Annotated in this window: 23 protein-coding genes; 12 read left to right on the forward strand and 11 right to left on the reverse strand. The window is 40.3% G+C overall.

Annotation, left to right across the window (positions count from 1 at the left end):
• Nucleotides 1-54: 54 nt before the first annotated feature.
• Together H5158_RS10615 and H5158_RS10620 are read right to left on the reverse strand one after the other, a co-directional pair.
• Entirely contained in the window at nucleotides 55-705 is a 651-nt protein-coding gene (locus H5158_RS10615; protein WP_182718236.1) for a hypothetical protein, read from the reverse strand.
• 110 nt (nucleotides 706-815) lie between these two features.
• Nucleotides 816-1,775, reverse strand: coding sequence for a sensor histidine kinase (locus tag H5158_RS10620; protein ID WP_182718235.1), 960 nt, complete (start codon nucleotides 1,773-1,775; stop codon nucleotides 816-818).
• 162 nt (nucleotides 1,776-1,937) lie between these two features.
• On the opposite strand from H5158_RS10620, the gene H5158_RS10625 reads away from it, so the two are divergent.
• Entirely contained in the window at nucleotides 1,938-3,224 is a 1,287-nt protein-coding gene (locus H5158_RS10625) for an HD domain-containing phosphohydrolase (RefSeq protein ID WP_182740004.1), read from the forward strand.
• A gap of 96 nt (nucleotides 3,225-3,320) precedes the next feature.
• On the forward strand, nucleotides 3,321-4,340 hold the full coding sequence (hemH, locus tag H5158_RS10630; protein WP_182739992.1) for a ferrochelatase: 1,020 nt from the start codon (nucleotides 3,321-3,323) through the stop codon (nucleotides 4,338-4,340).
• A 1-nt stretch (nucleotide 4,341) separates the two neighbouring features.
• Here the strand turns inward: hemH and arfB are convergent, their stop codons facing one another.
• Complete coding sequence (gene arfB, locus H5158_RS10635) at nucleotides 4,342-4,755, reverse strand: alternative ribosome rescue aminoacyl-tRNA hydrolase ArfB (RefSeq protein ID WP_145239847.1); 414 nt, start codon at nucleotides 4,753-4,755, stop codon at nucleotides 4,342-4,344.
• 131 nt (nucleotides 4,756-4,886) lie between these two features.
• Here arfB and H5158_RS10640 point away from each other — a divergent pair, with 131 nt between their 5' ends.
• Nucleotides 4,887-5,447 carry a short-chain dehydrogenase gene (locus tag H5158_RS10640; protein ID WP_182739993.1) on the forward strand — a complete coding sequence of 187 codons (561 nt, stop codon included), beginning with the start codon at nucleotides 4,887-4,889 and terminating at the stop codon, nucleotides 5,445-5,447.
• A 104-nt stretch (nucleotides 5,448-5,551) separates the two neighbouring features.
• Nucleotides 5,552-9,613: a DEAD/DEAH box helicase gene (locus H5158_RS10645; RefSeq protein ID WP_182739994.1), complete on the forward strand. Its 4,062-nt coding sequence runs from the start codon at nucleotides 5,552-5,554 to the stop codon at nucleotides 9,611-9,613.
• 71 nt (nucleotides 9,614-9,684) lie between these two features.
• On the opposite strand, the gene H5158_RS10650 is transcribed toward H5158_RS10645, so the two are convergent.
• Genes H5158_RS10650 through H5158_RS10665 form a run of 4 tightly spaced genes read right to left on the reverse strand, consistent with a single transcriptional unit; the run spans nucleotide 9,685 to nucleotide 11,808 of the window.
• Nucleotides 9,685-10,440: a phytanoyl-CoA dioxygenase family protein gene (locus tag H5158_RS10650; RefSeq protein ID WP_145239853.1), complete on the reverse strand. Its 756-nt coding sequence runs from the start codon at nucleotides 10,438-10,440 to the stop codon at nucleotides 9,685-9,687.
• 4 nt (nucleotides 10,441-10,444) lie between these two features.
• Nucleotides 10,445-11,035, reverse strand: coding sequence for a uracil-DNA glycosylase family protein (locus H5158_RS10655; protein WP_182718232.1), 591 nt, complete (start codon nucleotides 11,033-11,035; stop codon nucleotides 10,445-10,447).
• Nucleotides 11,025-11,399 carry a VOC family protein gene (locus H5158_RS10660; RefSeq protein ID WP_182718231.1) on the reverse strand — a complete coding sequence of 125 codons (375 nt, stop codon included), beginning with the start codon at nucleotides 11,397-11,399 and terminating at the stop codon, nucleotides 11,025-11,027. Before H5158_RS10660 ends, H5158_RS10655 begins: the two co-directional genes overlap by 11 nt.
• Nucleotides 11,400-11,445: 46 nt before the next feature.
• Nucleotides 11,446-11,808 (reverse strand): VOC family protein, encoded by a 363-nt coding sequence (locus H5158_RS10665; protein ID WP_182718230.1) that lies wholly within the window; start codon nucleotides 11,806-11,808, stop codon nucleotides 11,446-11,448.
• 259 nt (nucleotides 11,809-12,067) lie between these two features.
• Here H5158_RS10665 and H5158_RS10670 point away from each other — a divergent pair, with 259 nt between their 5' ends.
• The 3 genes from H5158_RS10670 to H5158_RS10680 are packed head-to-tail and all read left to right on the forward strand — an operon-like array spanning nucleotide 12,068 to nucleotide 14,351.
• Nucleotides 12,068-12,412, forward strand: a complete 345-nt coding sequence (locus tag H5158_RS10670) for a hypothetical protein (protein WP_182739995.1) — start codon at nucleotides 12,068-12,070, stop codon at nucleotides 12,410-12,412.
• Nucleotides 12,409-14,016: a PepSY domain-containing protein gene (locus H5158_RS10675; protein WP_182739996.1), complete on the forward strand. Its 1,608-nt coding sequence runs from the start codon at nucleotides 12,409-12,411 to the stop codon at nucleotides 14,014-14,016. The genes H5158_RS10670 and H5158_RS10675 overlap by 4 nt, the downstream gene beginning before the upstream one ends.
• A complete protein-coding gene (locus H5158_RS10680; protein ID WP_149981968.1) occupies nucleotides 14,016-14,351 on the forward strand; it encodes a DUF3325 domain-containing protein in 336 nt (111 codons plus the stop codon). The genes H5158_RS10675 and H5158_RS10680 overlap by 1 nt, the downstream gene beginning before the upstream one ends.
• Before the next feature lie 300 nt (nucleotides 14,352-14,651).
• Here the strand turns inward: H5158_RS10680 and H5158_RS10685 are convergent, their stop codons facing one another.
• Complete coding sequence (locus H5158_RS10685; RefSeq protein ID WP_182718227.1) at nucleotides 14,652-15,188, reverse strand: lipocalin family protein; 537 nt, start codon at nucleotides 15,186-15,188, stop codon at nucleotides 14,652-14,654.
• 123 nt (nucleotides 15,189-15,311) lie between these two features.
• On the opposite strand from H5158_RS10685, the gene H5158_RS10690 reads away from it, so the two are divergent.
• The 4 genes from H5158_RS10690 (at nucleotide 15,312) to H5158_RS10705 (ending at nucleotide 17,923) form a co-directional block, all read left to right on the forward strand.
• Nucleotides 15,312-15,761: a YaiI/YqxD family protein gene (locus tag H5158_RS10690; protein WP_145239874.1), complete on the forward strand. Its 450-nt coding sequence runs from the start codon at nucleotides 15,312-15,314 to the stop codon at nucleotides 15,759-15,761.
• Nucleotides 15,758-16,300: a DUF6942 family protein gene (locus H5158_RS10695; RefSeq protein ID WP_182739997.1), complete on the forward strand. Its 543-nt coding sequence runs from the start codon at nucleotides 15,758-15,760 to the stop codon at nucleotides 16,298-16,300. Before H5158_RS10690 ends, H5158_RS10695 begins: the two co-directional genes overlap by 4 nt.
• Nucleotides 16,301-16,353: 53 nt before the next feature.
• Nucleotides 16,354-16,725 carry a response regulator gene (locus tag H5158_RS10700; RefSeq protein ID WP_145239878.1) on the forward strand — a complete coding sequence of 124 codons (372 nt, stop codon included), beginning with the start codon at nucleotides 16,354-16,356 and terminating at the stop codon, nucleotides 16,723-16,725.
• A gap of 364 nt (nucleotides 16,726-17,089) precedes the next feature.
• Nucleotides 17,090-17,923 carry an ABC transporter substrate-binding protein gene (locus H5158_RS10705; protein ID WP_259398492.1) on the forward strand — a complete coding sequence of 278 codons (834 nt, stop codon included), beginning with the start codon at nucleotides 17,090-17,092 and terminating at the stop codon, nucleotides 17,921-17,923.
• 80 nt (nucleotides 17,924-18,003) lie between these two features.
• On the opposite strand, the gene H5158_RS10710 is transcribed toward H5158_RS10705, so the two are convergent.
• Nucleotides 18,004-18,714, reverse strand: coding sequence for a hypothetical protein (locus H5158_RS10710; protein ID WP_182739998.1), 711 nt, complete (start codon nucleotides 18,712-18,714; stop codon nucleotides 18,004-18,006).
• A 324-nt stretch (nucleotides 18,715-19,038) separates the two neighbouring features.
• Between H5158_RS10710 and H5158_RS10715 the strand changes: the two genes are divergently transcribed.
• On the forward strand, nucleotides 19,039-20,037 hold the full coding sequence (locus H5158_RS10715) for a YecA family protein (RefSeq protein WP_182739999.1): 999 nt from the start codon (nucleotides 19,039-19,041) through the stop codon (nucleotides 20,035-20,037).
• Between the two features lie 471 nt (nucleotides 20,038-20,508).
• Here the strand turns inward: H5158_RS10715 and H5158_RS10720 are convergent, their stop codons facing one another.
• Nucleotides 20,509-21,366 (reverse strand): nucleotidyl transferase AbiEii/AbiGii toxin family protein, encoded by an 858-nt coding sequence (locus H5158_RS10720; RefSeq protein ID WP_182740000.1) that lies wholly within the window; start codon nucleotides 21,364-21,366, stop codon nucleotides 20,509-20,511.
• A gap of 82 nt (nucleotides 21,367-21,448) precedes the next feature.
• A complete protein-coding gene (locus H5158_RS10725; RefSeq protein ID WP_182735325.1) occupies nucleotides 21,449-21,847 on the reverse strand; it encodes a DUF6088 family protein in 399 nt (132 codons plus the stop codon).
• Nucleotides 21,848-22,191 lie beyond the last annotated feature (344 nt).

Raw genomic sequence — 22,191 nt, forward strand, 5'->3', positions numbered from 1 at the left:
AAACAAAAAAAAGCATGATTATTCAAATCATGCTGGTTGTTAAAACTATGTTTTCTAGCCTTCTTCTTCCCACAAAGCCAGTTTTTCATCTTCTAGCATCAATGCCATGGATGCAATGCCAGTAAGACTTTCATCTAATCCGGTATACAGTAGCGCAAAGCCTTCACTAAGTACCGCAGGTTCTGGATGCTCTTTGAGCGAATCTGGCCACATCGCAAAAGTGGCTAGTAAATTAAGCGTCGCTTCAAAGTTATCAATAAATAACTGTCCATCCGCCTGATTCTCAACGACCTGTTTATCGGCACTGAGTAAAAAGTTAAAGTCATGCTGCCATACTTCTTGATTCACCATATAAGCAGCTAAATAGCCTACACACCATTGTTGTAGTTGCTCACTCGGCGCTTTAGCATCTTTACCATGAGGATAAATACTTGCCAGTATATGCTGCTGCGCTACCTGAGCTTCGGTCACATTATCCAGCAGCGTGATCATTGCGTCATGCTCCGCTGAACTTGTCATTAATTGGGTATAAATAGGGTCATTTTTATCAGCAATATAATTGGCAATTTCTGACTCGCCATAAAATTCCGAGCACGCCAATAACCCACTGATAAAACCAATCACGCTGTCAGAACTCACCACTTTTAGTTCAGGGTGCTGACTTAGATAATCCCTAAGAACCAATTCACTTTTTTCATTAAGCATTATTCACCCTCAAGTTATTATAAAATTCATACCTACACTAACCAACAATTGGCTAATTTAAAAGCAAATTATTACTTAACCTAACTCTGGTTAAATGGTTTTTGCCTGAGTTAAGGTCGCTCACTCAACACTGGAAATATACATCGCACACATGTACCTATATTTACGGTGCTCTCAATTTCAATTTTTCCCTGATGATCATTAACCATAGTGTACACTAATGGCATGCCCATACCGGTCCCCCTGCCAACTGGTTTAGTAGTAAAAAATGGATCAAAAACTTTTGCAAGCACTTGCTCACTCATGCCACAACCATTGTCATTAACACTAATAATTATTTGCTGGTCGTCGCTATCAACTTGCACGTGAATATGTGCTTGTCTATCAATTAATGCTTCGCAACTATGTGAAGCATTAATAAGTATGTTAACCATTATTTGATTGATGGTTGCCAAATCACAATAACTCAGCGGCAATGTCGTTATTGATGTGGTTAACTGACAACCTTTTAATTGATTTTTAAGCAATTTAAGCGCATTTTTCACAGCATCTGTCATATCAGCCAATTGTTTCTTGTTAGTTGTTGGTCGCGCAAAATTAAGCAAATTGCCCACGATTTGATTAATGCGCCTTAAGCCTTCAGCACTATCAGCCACTAGTTGATGAATATCTTGCTGCAGTTCAGCAAATGATTGCTGCTCACTAAGTGATGCTAACTGTTGTTGAAAATTTGTTTCACTAATCCTCTTAGCTAAATATTGCTGGTTTAAATCAAGTAACTCACAAAAGCCATGCATGCTCTGTTGCAAACTTTCTACATTGCTCATTGCATAAGCTAAGGGATTATTAATTTCATGGGCAACCCCAGCACATAAGGTACCTAAAGTGGCCATTTTTTCTGCTTGAATAAATAACTGCTGTTGATACTCAAGATCAGCTACTTTTTTTATTAACTCTTCATTTAGTGCATATAAAACGCGACTTTTATCTTCAATCAGCTGCTCAGCCTTTATACGCGCGGTACGTTCACGAAAATAAGCTTGCTTGTAGTCTTCATCTATCGCATCCATCTTAATTAACCAGCAATTAAAAACGATTATCTTGTCATTAAAATTAGCACAATTGATGCCAATGACACGGTTTAATTAGAAAAACTATAGCAGACAGGCTATGGTTAATAATATTGTTTATCCATAGGTAAAATCGTGAGTCAATCAGCAGACCTACCAACCATGCAAGTATTATGCGTTGACGATGATGAGATTGTGCTACGTTCTTTATCGCGGCTGTTCAAAACGCAGCAACTTACGGTACTTACCAGTGATTCACCTATAGATGCACTAAAATTAATCAAACAGTATGAATTTGATGTAATTATTAGCGATATGCGGATGCCAAAAATGAATGGCGCTGAACTTTTTCAACAAGCGCAAAAATTAGCACCTGATACTCAGCGTATTTTACTTACTGGTTATGCCGATATAGAAATCACCTTAGCAGCTGTTAATCAAGGCAAGATCCATGGCTATATCCAAAAACCATGGCAAAATGACTTATTACTACGTTCCATCACCGACAGTATTGAAAAATATCAACTTAAAAAACAAAACCTGAAACTCCAACAACAAATTAATCGCCATAATGAAGTCCTCAAAGAACTTAATAGCTCTCTTGAACAGCGCGTTGAAAAAAGAACCAAACAAATAAAACAAGTACTTAAAAAACTCGAAATTGCCAACGCCCATGAAAAACACGAACATAGTTCAACAGTTGAGTTGCTCTATAACTTCATTAATGCCAATCCATATTTAGATGGCACCAAAGCGCAGAACATTGCCAATACCTGTACGCAAATAGCAAAACAGTTGCAGCTACCACCAAAAAATATAGAAATGGCGGCAATGGCTGGTTACTTAGCTCAGATAGGGCTGTTAGCAATGGATCCCGCACTTTATGAAAAACCCGTGCATGCGCTTAATGAACAGCAACGCAAAAGTTATTATACGCATCCAAGTACAGCACAATTGATGTTAATGCCTGCGACTCATCTGCATGAAGTATCTGACGCCATTTATCACCAGTACGAACGCTATAACGGAAATGGCCTACCTAAAGGATTAAAAGGTAATGATATTCCTCTTAGTGCAATGATACTCGCGCTTGCACGTGACTATTGGGATGCATTTGAACAAAGTAATTTAAAAGATGAAGAAAAGCACCAACATGCACTCGAAACAGTAAAAATGTACAGCGGTAACTTTTACCATCCTAAATTAGTGCAAGCTTTGGAGGCTTGCCGAGTTAAATGCATTAAGCAGCAAGCAAAAGTAGGCTCGATGAAAATAATAACGGCCAAAGAGCTAGCCATCAATATGGTACTTAGCCATGCACTGCATAGTCACACGGGGATTATGTTGCTGCCAAAGGGGCATATATTTAGTGCTAAATCCATTGAAAAGTTACAGCAACTAGAAGCTAAAAAACCGACTCCATTTAGGATCATGATCAAATCATTGTAAATCAGTGATCCTATTAACCCTTTCATTCGTTACAATAGGCTATTAATATTAATAGCCTATATTCCATAACCGTCTATTTTGCTTTAGGAGCATTGCGTGTCGCGATTTTCAGCCGTTACCGATAACCCTCATGATCAGCGTTTTAATCAAAAAACAGGGATTTTACTGACCAACTTAGGCAGCCCCGATGCCCCAACAGCAAGTGCATTGCGCATTTACTTACGTGAGTTTTTGTCAGATCCTCGTATCGTAGAAATACCGCGTATTGTGTGGATGATCATCCTGCATGGCATCATTTTGCGTATTCGCCCAAAACGCTCAGCTAAACTATATAAAAGTATTTGGACTGAAAATGGCTCGCCACTGACCCATATTACACGCCAGCAAAGCCTTAAATTAAATGCCTTATTAAAACAGCATGGCTATACCAATACCGAAGTGGTTATGGCGATGCGCTACGGTAATCCATCAATCGAAGCCGGCCTTGAAGAGCTTAGAGATAAAGGCTTAACCCGCATTATTGTGTTGCCACTTTACCCACAATATTCAAGCCCAACCACAGGCTCAACATTTGATGCCGTGGCGAATGTATTAAAAAAATGGCGCTGGGTGCCAGAGCTTCACTTTATAAATGGGTATCACAAAAACCCAACCTACCTAGAGTCACTCGCTAACAGCATTAGCGAAGATTTAGAAAAACACGGTATGCCACAAAAATTAGTGTTTTCGTACCACGGTATGCCTAAACAGTTTTTAGATAATGGCGATCCCTATCACTGCCTGTGCCAACAAACCACCCGTTTAGTGGTCGAAAAGCTCGGACTCGATAAAGATTTAGTTATCAGCACCTTTCAGAGCCGTTTTGGTAAAGCCGAGTGGTTAAAACCTTACACAGATGCAACCCTTGAGAGCTTACCAAACGAAGGGATTAAAGACGTGGCTATTATCAGCCCTGCATTTAGCGCTGATTGCCTTGAAACACTTGAAGAATTAGAAGGTGAAAACCGAGAGATTTTTGAACAAGCTGGCGGTGAAAAATACCGTTATATAGCTGCGCTTAATGATAGAGACGATCATATTAACGCGTTATTTGAGGTGCTTAAACCAAACTTATAAATTAAACTTTAACACTGCCGCGCAGCGCTTTGGTATTACCATGTTTGGTTTTCTTATCCATGCGTCTGCGCTGTGAATTACGTGTTGGCTTAGTAGCACGACGAGCACGTTCAACCTTAGTGGCTGATAAAATAAGCTGTTTTAGTCGCTTTAACGCATCTTCCCTGTTTAGCTCTTGAGTTCGATGACTTTGCGCTTTGAGAACAATCACACCTTCTTTAGTGATACGACTATCATTGAACGCCAACAACCGCTCTTTATAAAACTCTGGTAACTTTGAGCGATTAATATCAAAGCGAAGGTGGATCGCACTGGCCACTTTATTAACATTTTGACCACCCGCTCCTTGTGAACGAATAGCTGACAGCTCGACTTCCCATTCATCGATTGTTACGGTATTTGAAATAATTAACATGTGGTTCAGCTACATCAGGCAAAAATGTAGTATATCATCTGATGTTAACAGACTAAAACCCTCTTTAATTTATAGCGGTTATCTAATTAATAGTCTTTAATGCAACTAACAATTGAATAAAGGTGCTCGACATGAAAAAAATAATTTTATCTCTTAGTTTGTTAGCAATGAGTTTTTCAAGCCTTGCGGCAGATATCACAGAAAAAGATTTACAAGGTTATATGCAAGCATTACCCGCGGTTGTTGATTGGTCACAAAATCAAGATTCATTAAAAAGCATGGATTTGGGTAGTATGTTAGGTGGCTCTGAAGGGGGCTCGACGGCAATGGCATTAGGCGCCCTTGGTACAATCAAAGATAATGATTTATACAAAGAGTTTGCAGCCCTTACCAATAAATATGGTTTCACGCCTGAACAACTAATTACTGTGGGTTCTGAAGTCTCGATGGCTTACCTTGAAAACATCAAAGGTAATTTATCGCCAGAAAACAAAGATAAAGTAAATCAGTTAATGGGCGGTTTGCAAAGTATGGGCGGCTCGAAGCATAACAGCGCTAGTTCAATGATGGGCACACTTGGTAACTCAGCTAATGCTGCTAATACAGATGCGCCGGTTGTTAGCGAAAGTAATTTAAAACTAATTAAAGAATATATGCCGCAACTACAAAAACTATTTGCCAGAGTGCAATAGGTTTTTATAAAAAAGCGACCTTAGGGTCGCTTTTTTATAGTTGTAACTCCCCCAGCTGAAACTTATACTGGCTGCAATCATTAGCGACTTTAATTATTGATTTTATGCCATTAAGTACTTTTTCGCCCGCCACAACTGATAACGACCAAAAACAACTGTGTGTATTACTTGCACTGATAATAAGTGGCTCATCGCATGGCTATGAGAACTCTGTCCAGCAGCTCACTAAACGTCTTTATAGTCACATTAAAAATGGCTATTCGTTTTCTCAAGCTGAAGTCGCTAAATACACTAAACAACTCGAATCTAAAGATTTAATTTGGAAGCTCCCCTACGGACCAAACTTTCGTATATCAGTTAGCGCAGTTGCTTATGTAGCTATTAATGCTATAAAACATCAGCCAGTTTTATTGCATGCTTTTTTAACCGAAGCTACAAAAAGCTATTATTACCACGATCAAGCCGTGCACTTTCTGCACCTGCTATTTAATGATCTTGACCGCGCAAAAAGCGGAAAAAAACCGCTCCCTAGTGATTTATCACTTGAGCTTGATAGCGCTTTTGTTAATTTGCTCGCGCAATCACCATACAGCGAGCAACTGTGGCAATGCCTTCCTGAGCAATGGCAACAGCTTTGCTTGGATAACTTTATCCGCGGTCAATTTTTCAACCTCACCAGTGAGCGTGCATGGCCGACTCTGATTGCCAAAGCGCTCCCAACAACAGAGCTGAGAAAACGCATTTATCTGAATGAGAATTTAGCCATATTATTACAAGAAGATAATTTTGCTGAATTGTTAGATGATAAAAGAGACCGTGTTTTAGCCACTTTTTATGAAGCAAATACCAATGCCATCAAGGGTGAGTTTATTGATATTGCTTTGATACAGTATAAAAGCGCTTTAACAGCGTTTAGAAAAAACTTTGGCAAAGGCATCTATCCGACCGAGATCACCGGATTACTTTACACTATATGCCTATTTATCAGTGCAACCGCTGCAGATATTAAACAACTAAATACCTGTCGAAAATGGTATCAAAAAAATCTTGGGGAATTAAGCCACCCAAGCCAAGCGATTGATTATTTGCTGGAAGAGGATTTAGCTAACTATCAAAACCATCGTTTAAGCAACAGCTTAAGTCATCTACTTGGTAACCCGAATGCATTAGCGCCATTATTTTGCTTATTACTGGCAATTATTAAAAACGCCACAGACGAACAGGTAAATCATCTAAGGGGTGATACTGAACTGTTAGAACAGCTCAATAGCGCAATTAGTGCGCATCAACACTGGTTAGCTGAGCAATGCCAGCACTTAGTTAATTGGCTTAGCGATGACACACCATTACCCAATACTGGTTTATTACAGCACTTTACCCGCGTCCCACAATGGCAGCGTTGGCTTAATGATATTAGCCAAATTGATACGCCCACTGCGCAGCAACGAATTGTATGGCAACTGGATTTAACCCATTTAGATTTACCGCTCATACAAGCCAAAGTACAGCAACTCAATGCCAAAGGCGAATGGACCAAAGGTCGTAAAGTAAACGCCCAAGAACTTGCTTATAACCAGTATCAAGATGCATTAACCAGCGCCGATCATAACTTAGTACAAGTGCTCAACAACCATGCCGGATTTGGTTATCACGAAATACATGCAACGGCCGCGGTATTACAAGCACTAATAGGGTTTAAAGGGCTTGAAGATCACAATGGACAGCCACTTACGCTGATCAAAGGCGAGTTTGTCATTGAAATTGCACAAGACAGCAATGATTGCTATCGCCTGGTAATGCAACCGAGTATCAGCGATCCGGACTGTGACTTTTTACTTATCCACAGTCACGCAAATTGTTACCAAGTATTCGCCATTGATGACAAACAGCTCAAATTACTGCAACTATTTGAGCAACAACCCAATAATTTAACCGAAGAAAAACTGCCACAACTAAATGCCGCATTACAAGTACTGGCTAACGAGCATCATATTAGCAGCCAGCGTACCGAGTTTGCTCATATCAACAACGTACGCCAAGGCTTGTGTGAATTTGCCGCAGTGATCGCTCTTACCCAATTAGGTATCAACATTAACTTTTATGCCATGCCAAATGGCGTAGATGGCCCTTGGGTTGAGCCCGGCATTGGTGCTTTGACACTGGCACATACTGATGATGATCAAACCGACAGCATTGTTATTAAACGTGATTTAAAAGCAGAGCAAAAAGCGTTTAGAAAATTACTGAAAAGTCTGGCCGGATTATTTGCTGATCGGCAATCACCGCAACATAATCAAATTCAACAGCAGTTTTATTTACCTGAAGATATTAGCCAAGCAATTGAGTTACTTGAAGCTGCGCAAAAAGCACAGTCTCTGGTATTAAGTTGGGACGAAACGAGCCAAGGCATGAGAGTTGCCAAAAGCCAGCACCTTTCTCTTAACTTAAATGATGATAACGATTGGTTAAGCGTCAGTGGTAAAATCTCACTCCCTAGCGGCCAAATATACGAATTACAAACCCTGCTTAAAGCCCCGCGCCGTGGCAGCATTTTAGAGTTTTCGGAAGGCAATTCATTATTATTGGATCAGCGTTTAACTAACTTATTAAATCGCTTAGAAGGGATGCAAAATATTGATAAGCACAACCCAAGTGATGAACTACGGATTGCCAACGCGCGTGCATTGCCTTTACACCAAAGCATTGCCGACTTAGGTGATGTCACATTTGGTGACAGCTGGAAAACGCGTTTAGCTAAATTTGAGCAAACTATCGACCCTACCTTACCTGCACATTTAGTCCATATTTTACGAGACTATCAAGTAGTCGGGGTTAAATGGCTAATGCAACTGGCCAACTGGGGACTCAATGCTTGTTTAGCCGATGACATGGGGCTGGGTAAAACCTTACAAACCTTAACCGTGTTACAAATGCGCAGTAGTTTAGGTGCCAGTGTAGTGGTTGCGCCAAAATCTGTGTGTCATAACTGGCAAGTCGAAACCGAGCGATTCGCGCCGGCTTTGCATGTAAAAATCATTGAAAACGCCACTGCATGCGCTGATATTCTGGCAACGGCTGGTAAACACGATTTAGTGATCGTCAGTTATGGTTTACTGCCACTAATTGGTGAACAACTGGCGCAATTTTCTTTTGCTAATATTGTCTTTGACGAAGCACAGGCAATTAAAAACCCCTTGAGCTTAAGGGCGAAAGCCGCGTTTGCACTCAATGGTCAATTTAAAATTGCCCTATCAGGCACGCCAATCGAAAACCATTTAGGGGAACTGTGGAGTCTATTCAACTTTTTAATGCCGGGCTTTTTACACACCCTGCCAGTATTTAAAAAGCGCTTTGGTAACGCCGATAAAAACCAACAACAAGCCGATACCCTAAAAACTCTCATTGCACCGTTTATACTTCGCCGTACCAAACAAACGGTATTGACCGAGTTACCAGAAAAAACCGAAATAAACTTAACCTTCGCATTAAGTGAAAAAGAGCAAGCACTGTACGAAGCAACCCGTTTAAACGCACTTGAACAAGCAAATCAGGAAGATAGCCAATACATTACTATCTTGGCGTCATTAACTAAATTACGCCGCGCTTGTATTGCCCCGCAGTTGTTATTAGAAAATAGTAAGTTGCCATCGAGTAAACTCGACACCGCAGAAGCGATTATTGAAGAATTACTAGAAAACAACCACCAAGCGCTGATCTTCAGCCAATTTGTCGATGTGTTAAAACTGGTTGAAAAGCGCTTACAAAAACGCGGCATCGATTATTGTTATCTTGACGGCAGCATGAGTACTAACAAACGCAAACAACAAGTTGATAAATTTCAAGCAGGTCATGCACCACTGTTTTTGATCAGCTTAAAAGCAGGCGGCACGGGGCTTAATTTAACGGCGGCTGATTATGTACTGCATCTCGATCCGTGGTGGAATCCTGCGGTTGAACAACAAGCATCAGATCGCGCGCATCGCCTAGGGCAAACACGCCCCGTTACTGTGTACCGACTGATAGCACAAAATACCATTGAAGAAAAAATCCTGCAATTGCACGAACATAAACAAGCACTCGCAGATAAAGTACTCGCCGGCAGTGGTGATGCTGGGCAAATGTCTAAAGATCAACTACTGGCGCTGTTAAGTAACAGCGAAATGTAGCTCAGACCTGTTTATCTTTCGAGATTATTACAGCAGCCCATGTGGTTTTTAGGCAGGTCTATGTAGCGCGGTTATTCTTGGTGTGCCAAAGTAACCGCAAAGGCACTGGCATCTTCTAATGTCGAAAGCATCGCTGGAGTAGGCAAACAGATATCCTGAACAAAATGCAGTACATGGGGCTGTGGCTCACCAAAAAGAATATCCAGCGCTAAGCGGTCTTTACCGTATAAACCACGGTGGATCATATTTGCCGAGAAAATTAATAAATCCCCTGCTTGCATTTCTATCACATGGCCGGTGGCTAAATCATCGCTGGTGTTGTTGTGATCAATAGCCAACCGAGTTGCCAGCTCATCAGGGGTATCCCAACGTCGATGGGTACCTGGTACTAACTCAATACCTGGCTCATCCTCAAGCGCAACCCGACAATGTATCACTTCAGGACCCGATAGCGCAGCTTGCTGCTCCGCCAAGCTTAAATGGTACTGCATATCACGATGCCAATAATTTTCTTGCTCAGGATTAACCGGATTAAAAAACAACTGGGTATTCATAAAGGCCGCTGATTCAAGTATCGAATCAACTTGAGCCATTAACTTATGGCTGGCAATAAACTTAAATAATACTAAGCGCTGGGCCTCATCTAAATAGGTATTTGCAGTTAAATAGGCACTATTAACCGCCTTGGTTTGATAAAACTGTTGATTATCTGCGATCCATTGCTGATGAAAACAATTGATCACTTCGCGCTCATGCACAAGTTCACGTTCAGTGTAAAAACCTTTTACATGAAAAAAGCCATGCTGCTCAAATTGGGTATTGATCATCAAACTAATCATCCTCACATTGCAAAATTGCTTGAATAGTTTGCGCCAACTGTGGCACCACATCACGCTCAAACCAAGGGTTTTTAGTTAGCCAAATATTATTACGCGGACTCGGGTGTGGCAATGGCAAAACATCTGGCCAATACTCACGCCATGATTTTACTAACTCAGTGAGGGGTAAATGTTTTGTGTGTGGTAAATGGTACGCTTGGGCATATTTACCCAGCACTATGGTTAACTTAATATTGGGCAGTGCCGCTAAAAACTGGGAACGCCATGCAGGTGCGCATTCTTTACGCGGCGCTAAATCGCCTGACTTACCTTTACCTGGGTAACAAAAGCCCATCGGCAAAATAGCAACCTTAGTTGCATCATAAAAATCGCATGGCTTAAGCCCTAACCACTCGCGCAGCCGCTTACCACTGGCATCATCAAATGGAATGCCACTTTGGTGTACTTTAAGCCCCGGCGCTTGCCCTGCAATTAAAATACGCGCACTGGGATTAAATTGCAGCACCGGACGTGCCCCAAGCGCCAGCTCAGGCTCACAGATCACGCATTGACTAACTTGCTTTAACAAGGTGCTAGCCATCATCACTGCTTTGCCCTATTCGCCACAGCACACCACTTGGATCATAAATAACAAAATCAATCATTTGCCACGCTTGCAAGCTTGGCTCAGTAATTTTTATATTATATTTTTGCGCCAACCCTGCACTTGTTAATTTATCATGCCATGCTGTCACATCTGCAACTAATAAGTGCATCATAAAATTTTTAGCGTGCTCTGGATTATAAAAATTTTGCAGTAAAAAACTACAGTCTCCGTGGTAAAAGTACGCCATATCTGGGGTTTCCCACGCGATTTGAAAGCCCATATGCTGATAAAACGCACAACTAAGCGCAAAATCTTTTGCTGGTACAAATGCTTTAATTTCTTCGCAACTCAAATCTGTCATTCAATTCATTTCCTTGAGTTAGTAAAATTATGATCTATTTTTGCGTTCAATTATGTTCTGACCACACTGCAAATTCATTGCCACTGGGCTCGGTAAAATGGAATCGACAGCCCCCAGGAAAATCAAAAATTGGTTTTATAATACTCCCGCCATATTGCTCTACTTTAGCCTGTGTTTGCGCAATATCCTCGCTATAAAATACTAACAAAGCTGCACCATGTTGCGTTAATGAGCTAAGTGGTGCTTGATAAAAACCGCCATCAAGCCCAGCAGTATCAGCACTAAATGACGTATATTCAGGGCCATAATCAATAAACTGCCAATCAAAAACCGCACTAAAAAATGCCTTAGTGGCGATTAAATCTGCTGCGGCAAATTCAACATAATTAAGTTTTTTGTGTGCTGACATAGTACTCCCTAAAAAATTAATGTAACGGCTTATAGCCTTCCAATCACTAAGCATACAAGCAGTTGAAAAATTTGCGAACTTTTCAATTAAAACAGCAAATGATAAAAGCAGATCATCATTTTACTAAGTAAATATACTGAGTATTATTGCGCTATCACCCGAACAAACAACAAAGAAAATACGAATCACTATCTTTTCTGTATCTAGAATATATAATACCCTCTTTATTCGCCCCCATTTGGGACTTTGAGGGATCATCATGCACGCTCAATCTGTCAAAAACAGCCAAACACTCTCTATAAGATCTAAATTAAGCCAAGCTTATCAAGCCCATGCTTACCGTTTTGCTGTTATCTCACGCTTTTTTGCCGCCATTGTTGGTGGTTATACCTTTACTGCCGTGTTTACCGCGTTACTGAGTATTATTTTACCGCTGAAAAAATCAGATGCTGTACTGCTTAGTATCAGCCTGACTATTTTAGTGTACAGCTGCGTGTTTATTTGGGTGTTTGCAGTTAAGTCACTATCTAAAATATGGATCACTATTTTACTAACTACTTCAGGGTGTGCTCTGATCTTATCATTACTAAAGGGTTGGCTATGAAAGAGAGTTTTTTCCGCTCCATGACCTGGATGCATACTTGGGTTGGATTATTAGTATGCTGGTTACTCTATTTAATATTTTTTGCCGGTACGGTGAGTTTTTTTCGGGACGAAATAACGCTATGGAATCAACCAGCACTGCACAATGTACAAGCGCCTGAACAGCGTGTAGCGCAACAGCGAAGCCAAATCATCAGTGGTATTAATTACTTACAAAATGCAGGCCCGGAGTCTACGCGTTGGGGAATTTACTTGCCCACAGAGCGAAAACCGCAGCTTAACTATGCTTATGAAAAGCCTCGTCCTGAAGGGAAGCGTTTTGGTGGTTGGCAAGAGCACAATATCAACCCACAAACAGGCGACGAAATAGCACAAACAAGAGACACCAGAGGTGGTAACTTTTTTTACCGACTGCATTTTGACCTACATTATATTGATGTACGCACAGCCCGATGGATTGTCTGCTTTGCGAGCTTATTTATGTTGGTAGCGCTGATATCTGGGGTGGTGATCCACAAACGTATTTTTAAAGATATGTTTAGCTTTCGTGCCAACAAAGGCAGCCGCAGTTGGTTAGATGGTCATAATCTATCGTCAGTATTGGCGTTACCTTTTCATATTATGATCACCTATACAGGCCTAATCACGCTAATATTTATGTTATTCCCCTATCCAGCAATGACCGCATACGAAGATGGTATTCGTGGTTTATTTAACGATGTGTCACCCACTAATGTGCGCACCAAAACTAGCCCAGATAGCGCTCCATTAATAGCCATCGATACTATTTTAGATCAAGTTTATACTAACTGGCCTGATGCTGACTTAACACAAATTTCAATTCGTGATCCAAATAAAGCCTCAGCCACAATTACAGTCCGTGCAGACACCGGTAGCCTAGTTCGCGACCAAACACCCACCTTATTATTTAACGGTGTAGATGGCAGCTTAATAGCTAAAACTGCTGCCCAATTAACCAATACTGAAGTGTTCTATGACTCGCTAACAGCCCTACACACAGGCCGTTTAGCTAACCCATTATTACGCTGGTTATACTTTTTATGCGGCGTAGCTGGCTGTGTAATGATAGCAACTGGCTGTATTATGTGGGCTAAGCGTATTCGCGAACGCATGAAAAAAGACCAACCCGCTACAATTGGCTTAAAGTTGGTAGAAGGGTTAAACCTTGCCACATTAATGGGCTTACCACTTGCAACCTGCGCATTTTTTATTGCCAACCGGTTACTGCCTATGACAACCCCTGAGCGCGCTGATAAAGAAATACTTGCATTCTTTGTGACTTGGCTAGCCGTTGCTTTGTTTGCGCTATTTAAACGCGCAAGGCCGCAGTGGATTTTACTCGCGTGGATAAACGGTATCGCCTGTCTCAGCGTGCCTGTTATTAATGCTCTTACCACCAATGGCAATCTAATAAGCTACTTGCTAAACGGCCAATGGGCGTTGTTTAGTTTTGATTTAATGTGCTTAATATTTGCAGCCTTATTTGTAATTCAGGCCAAAAAAATACCAACTCACACTCCGGCTAAAACACCGCAACAACGGGCGCGCCGTTCAGCAAAAACTAAGTTACAGGAGCAACCATAATGCATGAATTACTGCAATTGAGCCTATGTTTACTGGCATTTAATTGTTTTGCTTTGGCTAAATTTAATCATTACCGTGATGTATTTAAAACCCGCCCTAGCGACAAACTCAGTAAACAGTTTTTGATCGCTGCTTGGATCAGTATTTTACTAAGCTTAGTACTGAGTGTTGTACAACATAACGGCTACGGCGCTTTACTATTTTGTGGTTACATGGCGCTAAGTGTCTTAATATTAATGATTTTTTATAGCTTCAAAGCATCTTGGGTAAAAATAATGAGTGCTTTAAATATCACCGTTGTAATGCTCAGTGGGCTGTTTTTAACTGTTTTTTAAGCTTAGTTAGTAAAAATATGATCTGAGCAAAAAAAAAGGCAAACTAACTTAGTTTGCCTATATCCAAATGATTTGGTTATAAATAGTAGGGGGATACTCATGTTACAAATAGCTTGATTGAAGCTATTGCCAATCAATCTATGCGGAATATGATATCCCTCTAATGTGTCATATTTATTACCTAGTAATTACTTTTTAATATAAAAAAATAAAACCTATTACTGTGTAGTCGTAGCAAAGTCAAAGTTACACAAGCCGCCCTACATAGCTATTCTCTATCACTGTAAAGGGGATTTACAGTCATGGTGTACTGTTCTGTTTAACCATTATCAGGTTGTCTGTATCAAAGCCTTTTTGCTGCGCAAGCACTTTAAAGTCAGCTAAGCGTTGCTCACTCACAGTGGGGGTACGCGATAATAGCCACAAATAATCGTTATTGTAGCCAGATACGTACGCATATTGGTAATTTTGTTGGTCTAACTTAAATACAATATAAGAGCTGTAAAAAGGACCAAAAAACGATACTTTTAAATGACCAACATTATTGCTATCAACAAATTTCGCAGTACCTTGAGCCTCACTCCATTTGTTTTCCTCGCTATTAAAACCACGGTTTAGCACAGTTACAGAGCCATCATCGTTAATTGTATAATCCGCTGTTATATTATCTAAACCACGCTCAAAAGAGTGATCTAATCGGGCTATTTCATACCACTTACCTTGGTACTGTTCGATGGAAAAAGGACTCACTGGTGCAACCTTATCGGGCATGCCAGTACAGCCAAGCAGTAAACTACTGACGAACAGAGTAAGAGTGATAAATAATTGATTTTTCATCGTTGATTCCTTGATAGTTAATTAGGCCACCAACGCAGTAAAGCATAAAAAGTTCACTTAATACTAGTTGTTCTAAAAGCCTTAGGTTAGGATCATTTTTTTACTAACTATTAGAAGTTAACAATGAAGATATGGGTTGATGCTGACGCCTGTCCAGTGGTGATCAAAGAAATTTTGTTTCGTGCCGCAGAGCGTACGCAAACTGAAACAATTTTAGTCGCTAATCATGCAATGCGTATTCCGCCTTCAAAATACATTAGCCGGTTGCAGGTCTCATCAGGGTTTGATGTGGCTGATGACGAAATCGTCAAACGTATTGCAGCCAATGATCTAGTGATCACCGGTGATATTCCGCTAGCATCCGAAGTAATCGATAATGGCGGCCAAGCGCTAAATCCTCGCGGCGAACTGTATACCAGTGAAAATATTCGCTCGTTACTAAATGTGCGCGATTTTATGGATACTATGCGTTCAAGTGGCGTTGAAATGAACGGCGGACCGCCACCGCTTAGCCAAAGTGATCGTCAAAACTTTGCTAATAATCTAGACCGCATTCTAGCTAAAAATAAATGAGTAAGGCTGCAAGTAATATAGGCTTTGGTGACCCAGCTTTTACAGTCGCTGTGTATATAGCGAATGTACCACCGATGCCACAGTACACCAACCTAAGTACAGTGACGTCATGTGTGGATGGACAAATTGCCAGCATCAACCAAGCCTGTGGTAATGGCTGGCGTAAAGTATTTAATGTATATGCTAAAGTGTTATTTGCACTGCCTAGCGAGTATTACCAATTCGCCAAACTCGCCCCGACTTGGCAACACTATCGTGATGAACAACTGCTGCAGCTTAATAGTCAAACTGCCTTACTTTTTAGCCCTCCGGTTTTAAATAACAATAATACCTTGCATATTATTGCCGGACGCACATATGCTAAAGCGCTGCTGCAGCAAGGACACTTACAGTGCCAATTACAGTGGTTAGATGAAGAATTTGCTATCGATAAAGTAAACAAGTTGATTGTGTGTCCATACTTTGATTACCGCCAACTTAGCAATATAAAAATAGCGCGACTTAGTCAGCTAGTTGCCCAGTGTTTTGTGGCAGAGTAAGACTTTGTTAACTAACCTTAAGGTAATTTGCATATTATGGACAATTTAACTTTATGAAAATCCTCGTCGTTGACGATATGCCTTTGATGCGCCATGTATTAATAAATATGTTAAGAAAACTAAATTATCACGATATTGTTGAAGCGACTGATGGAATACAAGCATTAAGTTTATTACAAAACCAAGGCTATGATTTAGTTATCACCGACTTGCATATGCCAAAAATGGATGGCAAAACTTTACTCAATCGTATTCGTGATGACCAAGAGTTAGCCGAAATCCCGGTGTTAATGATCACCTGCGAAGACAGCTCCACAGCAATCAAAGAAATTATCGCCGCGAAAGTGTCAGGCTTTATTGTAAAACCTTTTAATTTAAATGTGTTAGATAGCCAGTTAAAGAAAGTTATGAAGTTAGAAAGTTAGTCAATCTCAATGCTGTATTACTTTAAACATTGTTTAAGTGCGTCATCATCTTGCTGAAATCTAGATAATAACCAAGCTTGAAAAGCGATTACCTTTGGCCAATTAAAATGCTCCTTAGGACCAACTAAATAATATTTATAGTGGCAGTTATATTCAAAATTAGGGTAAACTTCTAACTGCCAGAATTTGATATGGGACTCAATTAAACGTCGCCTCACACCACAACCAGATAGGTTTCACTCATCAGATAACTCATATAACCCCAGCATAACTTTATGAACTAATTCGCTTTTACATGATCGCTACTGTAGTATCATAAATGAGGAATTTATAACCAATGCAGATTTTTTTACCATGATCATAAATGCTAAATTACACAATGCGAACAGCTAAACGATTACGCAACATATGCAACGCCAGTCTGTTACTACTGTTGTGTGTAAGTAACGCCAGTAAAGCAGTACCAACAGCGCAAAGTATTGACTCAACGACAATTCAACTTAGCGCAGGTGAATGGCCGCCTTTTCTCAGTGAATCGCTGCCCTACCAAGGTGTAGTAGCGCATTTAATTCGCGATATATTTGCTGAAGCAGGCATTACCGTTAACTTTACATTTTTACCTTGGTCACGTGCATATCACGATACCGAAAATAACAAATATGCCGCTACTGCGGTATGGATGTTCAGTGACGAAAGAGCAACTGCTTACTTATATAGCGAACCGGTACTCAGTGAACGATTTGTGTTTTTTTATCAAAAGCAGCGCCATTTTGATTGGCAAAATATTGCAGATTTAAAAGGCCTATTACTCGGTGGTGGGCTTGGCTATAGTTATGGCCCAGAGTTTGATAAAGCCCTTGCCGAAGGCTCTTTTGAAATGTCGCGGGTAGGTAATACCGAGCAAAACTTTCGCCGTTTAGCACTAGGGCGTATCGACGCCTTTGCTGAAGAGCAAAGTGTTGGCTACTTTACCCTCAAACACCAACTGCCCGATCTTGTTAATGTTATTAGCCACCACCCCAAACCCCTGTTAATTAATAAAAGCTTCTTACTATTTCCAAAAAATAACAGCGAAAGTGAAAAACTGCTCAACACCTTTAATCAGTACTTATCACAGTTTAAGCACAACGGCCGTTACCAATCTTACTTTAAAGGTTTAGAGCAAGGTGATTATCAGCCCCAAGCCAAACTACAGTAACGAGTTAACCCGTAGTTCATACTTTACGTGACAATAAGCCTAACCTAACCCGGCGTTTACTTAGAGCGACTTGTTTGCACTTAATCTTTAAACCAGCGGTAAGCGCCAAAAACTCCCATAAAGGCAAGGCAACCAACAGCCACTAATTGCCAAACTTTGTAGTTATAGCCTTCATTTTTCAAAGCAACTGTATTCAAACGGGTATCAGCTTTTGACACTGGGGTTAGCGTCATCGAATGTGTAATTGTGGCTATTGCAGTAGCGTTTTGTTGAGATAAAACAACCGTTGGCTGTTTAACATTCACGCTTGCTTTGCTTGGTGCTTGCCACTGGGCTTCAAATTTTGCACGCTGCTCAGCTCGATTTTCACTGCACCAAACAAAGTCAGTTTGTTGCATTTCTTTAGCACGGCAGCGCTCAGGATATTGGTAAAAGCTACTCCACGCGAGTCGCTTGCTATCACTGTCGTATGTTTTACTATAGACCGTTGAGTCATGAACTTTTTTAGTTAATAAATCATTCGCAGATGAGCGAGTATAAGTTCGTGAACCTGAACTGTGGCTCCTCCAATTAGTTGGGCTTATGCAGTGACGACCTAATATTTCAAACAACTCAGTTGAGCGCCTGCGTAAACGCTCACCTTCAGCTGCCTTATACCCTACCCTCATTCTATCCTGAACTTTTTCTCGCTCGGCTTTAATAGCATCACACCGTGATTGCGAATACTGCTCTGCGGCCAATGTGCTATTGCTTGAAATCACGCAGATAGCCAATAAAATCCTTTTAATCATATATACATCACTGTCGTTAAATTAGGGATAGCGTAGCATTTTTTACGCTAGCAGCAAGACTTTCAATTAGAAGTTTCCGACAACCATTCACCTCCCCCTGTGTCAGGATAGTTGTCGCCTCTAATATTTAGTAGAGGCAAATAGCTTGCTTAATTGCCTCATTGTGTGAGTTAGCGAGTTTATGCAAACATCCTAGCGCTTTTACAATTGTAGGAACCAGCTACTTAAGTTTGCTAATATCAAATCAATGCAAACCTTACTTTGACCCAACGTCAGTAAATTGATTAGAATTACGCAAAGTTTCAAAACTAAGAGTTATTTCATATGAAGTTAGGCAGAAACGATCCATGCTCGTGTAATAGCGGTAAAAAATATAAGCGTTGTTGTATGGATAGCGCATCAAAGCAGCACAGCGAAGTATTTGACGAAATAGCACACACTATTGCTGCTAACCCTGATTTAAGCCTAGATGAAATGAACCTGATAGCTCAACATAAAATTTCAGGCATCAACAATAGTTCATTAGATGATTTTTGCGGCCTGTCAGCCAATCAAATGGATAATTGGCTAAGAGCACCATTTAATGAGTTGGCAGGGGTAACAATAAGTATACCGAATGAGCTAACAACAAGTCCTGTGATGCGCTACTTAGCGATAATACTAGATGAAGCGATGCAACAAGGAGGATCATTTAAAGCAACAACCAAAGGTAATTTACCAGCCAAAATAGCCAAGCAAGCAAGTGAATTACTCCCAGAGTTTGCCGTATCTGAGCATGAAAAGCCTGTCAGTATCAGTGAGTTTGCAGGTAGTAACGAAGACAAAATTAACGCCTTACATTACACCCGAATTTTGGCAGATATTGCAGGCATTATTTACCTTAAGAGCGGCCGTTTCCATGTTAAAAAAACCGCCCAAAAACAGTATCAAACACAGGGTATAAAAGCTTTCTTCTTACCCATGCTTGAAGCTGCCACCACACGCTATAATTGGGCCTATTTTGATAGCTTTGTCAGTGATTGCGATCTACGTACTTTTTGGGTATTTATGCTATGGCGGATCCAAAGTCACGGTTCAGTTGAGCAATTGACTGAAGAAGTCATTACCGCATTTCCTGCCCTACTAAATGAAGTGCCAGCTACGCAATACAAAGAACCACAAGATCTGTTAGGTGTTTTAATCAGATCCCGTTTTATAGAGCGGTTTTTAGAGTTTTGGGGATTTATTACGGTAAACCCTAAGCGCTTTGCAGATGGCAAACCCATTGCGATAAAAACAAATATACAACCGTTACTAAAGCAAACCTTTGCGTTTGATATATAAAGCTCATGCCATTATTCGCCTCACACAGTGAGGCAAGTAATAAACTTAATTGCCTCATTGTGTGAGTTTGCGAATTGAAATCGTAGGAACTGGCTTTAGCTGTTATTGTTTTAAATTATTAGCTTCGAGCGACGGGCTTCGAGCTACGAGCAAATCCTAGTACCTAGCGCCTTTTACTACCGTAGGCGTTGAGCTTGCTGACGCGGTCTTTATATTCACTCTCTAAAGCGCAGCGCCTCTTAACCTCTGTGGTGAATACATCACTTAGAATCAGAGAAGAAAATACAACGCAGCGAGCTGGTGCAAACCCTAGTCCCTAGTCACTTCCCTAGAACCTAGCTCCTGTTACTACTGTAGGCATTAAGCTTGCTGACGCGAAAAGTGCAGCTTTTAAATTGTAGGCGTGAGTTTATCTCGCGTTCTGGTTTTTAATTGCAAATTTGATGGTTAATGTCGCGTTGGCGACGATATTTAAAGCTTTATATTATTTAGTACTTGGTCGCAATATAACTTAAATACATCAAATGCATGCTCCCAATTAAGGCTATGATTACCATAAACCATTGGCACGACATATTTATTAAAACGCGCTTCATAAATTGAATTCGCTTGTAATACACCTAAAGCAAACCTAAGTTCAGTAATCGGATTTTCCATAAATTCTGCATGCTGATTACCATAACGGGTAATATCTTCCGCGATGACTTTTTGCACTAAAGGTACTACATCTTGAACATTCGCCAATCCAGCTTGTTGAATATAATACGTATCATAAATATGGCGAATTAGCGCAGGATCATCGTCTCTTCTATTATCACGTGCAAAGTTCGCTGTGCGCCTAAGCATAGACACTAACTTTTCAGCTTGTGTACTCTTAATGCTAGAAAAATCCATCAGCGGCACTTCTGGTACCTGTTGAGTTATCTCGTTCACTAGAGAAGATATATTGCGGCTTTGTACATTATCAAAAAGTAATGTTTCTATAAGCTCTAATTTAATAAACGGTCGTAAGCATGGAGTTTTTGAATGGGCTTGAGGATAACGAATATCAATTTGTTGATATCGATATTCATCAAAAACGGTTGGAGCATTTTCTACAGAAAAATAATCATATGAATTAATTGCATCAATTAACTGTAAATGGAGCGCTTTTCTTGCCTTTCTTCTTTTAGTTTTAGAGGTGTTAGCAGCTAAATCTTTAGGAATGATTTTTATATCAACATCTTCAGACATTCGATGAGTTTTAATGCCTGACTTTGTTAATGCCGTACCACCTGAAAAAACTAAAAAATGCGTATCAAAAAATAACTCTGAAAGTAGCTTTAGCAATGCAACTACGTAATAATCTTTTTAAACAATGGCAGGGTTACCCATACCAAGAGCATCTGCTACATCTAAAAATAAATCGCTATCAACTTGCATTGATAGCGCTATTATCTACAACAATCTTGCGCTTAAATCGACTATTGGTCATTATTTTAAATGAAGCGGGAACTTGTAAACTTTCACCATTAAGACTGCGTTGTGAAAATTCATCAAATTGATACTCAACGCCCAGTTTTTCAATAGCCTCTAAAATGACTCCATCTGCTCCCGCAGGTGATGCTGGCATTAACTTGCCAGTAATGCGATTTTCTCGCGCTTTGGTATAAAGCCCATACCCAATACGCAACAACTGGCCACTATCAACTAGCTTTTTTAAAACCCGTCCCACTTGGTCGTAACCTGCAATATCAGCAAAATCAGCGCGCTCAAAAACATAACGCCTAGAGCGATTTATTCTTGTCGTTACTTTACTTGCTATTGTCATATTAATTACTCTCGTTGCTTAGATAAAACATAGCAAACATACGACACTTAGTTGATGTAATCACATCATCTTAATGGTATCTATCACCAGTAGTGCATATTCTCCCCAGCTTTGATCACCCAATGGCATTAACTTTGATCACTTATTCTCATTAAGCTTTGATCACGAAAATCTCTCGATAATGATCACTTTTGTGTTCTTAATGATTTTGCCGATCAAAGCTTAATGCCACTCGTAACCGAGTTCACGTTTTATCATTTTTGTAGGTATGTTAAACCGTTATCTAAATCATTTGATGAGGATAACAATAATGTCAACAAGACCTATATCTATGAGTAAATTAC

It is taken from the genome of Pseudoalteromonas sp. SR45-6, assembly GCF_014163545.1.
Taxonomy (GTDB): Bacteria; Pseudomonadota; Gammaproteobacteria; order Enterobacterales; family Alteromonadaceae; genus Pseudoalteromonas; species Pseudoalteromonas rhizosphaerae.

Bases quoted from the DNA above. Each gene is read 5' to 3' on its own strand.
- H5158_RS10615 (WP_182718236.1), bottom strand. From the start codon at position 705: ATGCTTAATGAAAAAAGTGAATTGGTTCTTAGGGATTATCTAAGTCAG.
- H5158_RS10620 (WP_182718235.1), bottom strand. From the start codon at position 1,775: ATGGATGCGATAGATGAAGACTACAAGCAAGCTTATTTTCGTGAACGT.
- H5158_RS10625 (WP_182740004.1), top strand. From the start codon at position 1,938: ATGCAAGTATTATGCGTTGACGATGATGAGATTGTGCTACGTTCTTTA.
- arfB (WP_145239847.1), bottom strand. From the start codon at position 4,755: ATGTTAATTATTTCAAATACCGTAACAATCGATGAATGGGAAGTCGAG.
- H5158_RS10640 (WP_182739993.1), top strand. From the start codon at position 4,887: ATGAAAAAAATAATTTTATCTCTTAGTTTGTTAGCAATGAGTTTTTCA.
- H5158_RS10645 (WP_182739994.1), top strand. From the start codon at position 5,552: ATGCCATTAAGTACTTTTTCGCCCGCCACAACTGATAACGACCAAAAA.
- H5158_RS10650 (WP_145239853.1), bottom strand. From the start codon at position 10,440: ATGATCAATACCCAATTTGAGCAGCATGGCTTTTTTCATGTAAAAGGT.
- H5158_RS10655 (WP_182718232.1), bottom strand. From the start codon at position 11,035: ATGATGGCTAGCACCTTGTTAAAGCAAGTTAGTCAATGCGTGATCTGT.
- H5158_RS10660 (WP_182718231.1), bottom strand. From the start codon at position 11,399: ATGACAGATTTGAGTTGCGAAGAAATTAAAGCATTTGTACCAGCAAAA.
- H5158_RS10665 (WP_182718230.1), bottom strand. From the start codon at position 11,808: ATGTCAGCACACAAAAAACTTAATTATGTTGAATTTGCCGCAGCAGAT.
- H5158_RS10670 (WP_182739995.1), top strand. From the start codon at position 12,068: ATGCACGCTCAATCTGTCAAAAACAGCCAAACACTCTCTATAAGATCT.
- H5158_RS10675 (WP_182739996.1), top strand. From the start codon at position 12,409: ATGAAAGAGAGTTTTTTCCGCTCCATGACCTGGATGCATACTTGGGTT.
- H5158_RS10680 (WP_149981968.1), top strand. From the start codon at position 14,016: ATGCATGAATTACTGCAATTGAGCCTATGTTTACTGGCATTTAATTGT.
- H5158_RS10685 (WP_182718227.1), bottom strand. From the start codon at position 15,188: ATGAAAAATCAATTATTTATCACTCTTACTCTGTTCGTCAGTAGTTTA.
- H5158_RS10690 (WP_145239874.1), top strand. From the start codon at position 15,312: ATGAAGATATGGGTTGATGCTGACGCCTGTCCAGTGGTGATCAAAGAA.
- H5158_RS10695 (WP_182739997.1), top strand. From the start codon at position 15,758: ATGAGTAAGGCTGCAAGTAATATAGGCTTTGGTGACCCAGCTTTTACA.
- H5158_RS10700 (WP_145239878.1), top strand. From the start codon at position 16,354: ATGAAAATCCTCGTCGTTGACGATATGCCTTTGATGCGCCATGTATTA.
- H5158_RS10705 (WP_259398492.1), top strand. From the start codon at position 17,090: ATGCTAAATTACACAATGCGAACAGCTAAACGATTACGCAACATATGC.
- H5158_RS10710 (WP_182739998.1), bottom strand. From the start codon at position 18,714: ATGATTAAAAGGATTTTATTGGCTATCTGCGTGATTTCAAGCAATAGC.
- H5158_RS10715 (WP_182739999.1), top strand. From the start codon at position 19,039: ATGAAGTTAGGCAGAAACGATCCATGCTCGTGTAATAGCGGTAAAAAA.
- H5158_RS10725 (WP_182735325.1), bottom strand. From the start codon at position 21,847: ATGACAATAGCAAGTAAAGTAACGACAAGAATAAATCGCTCTAGGCGT.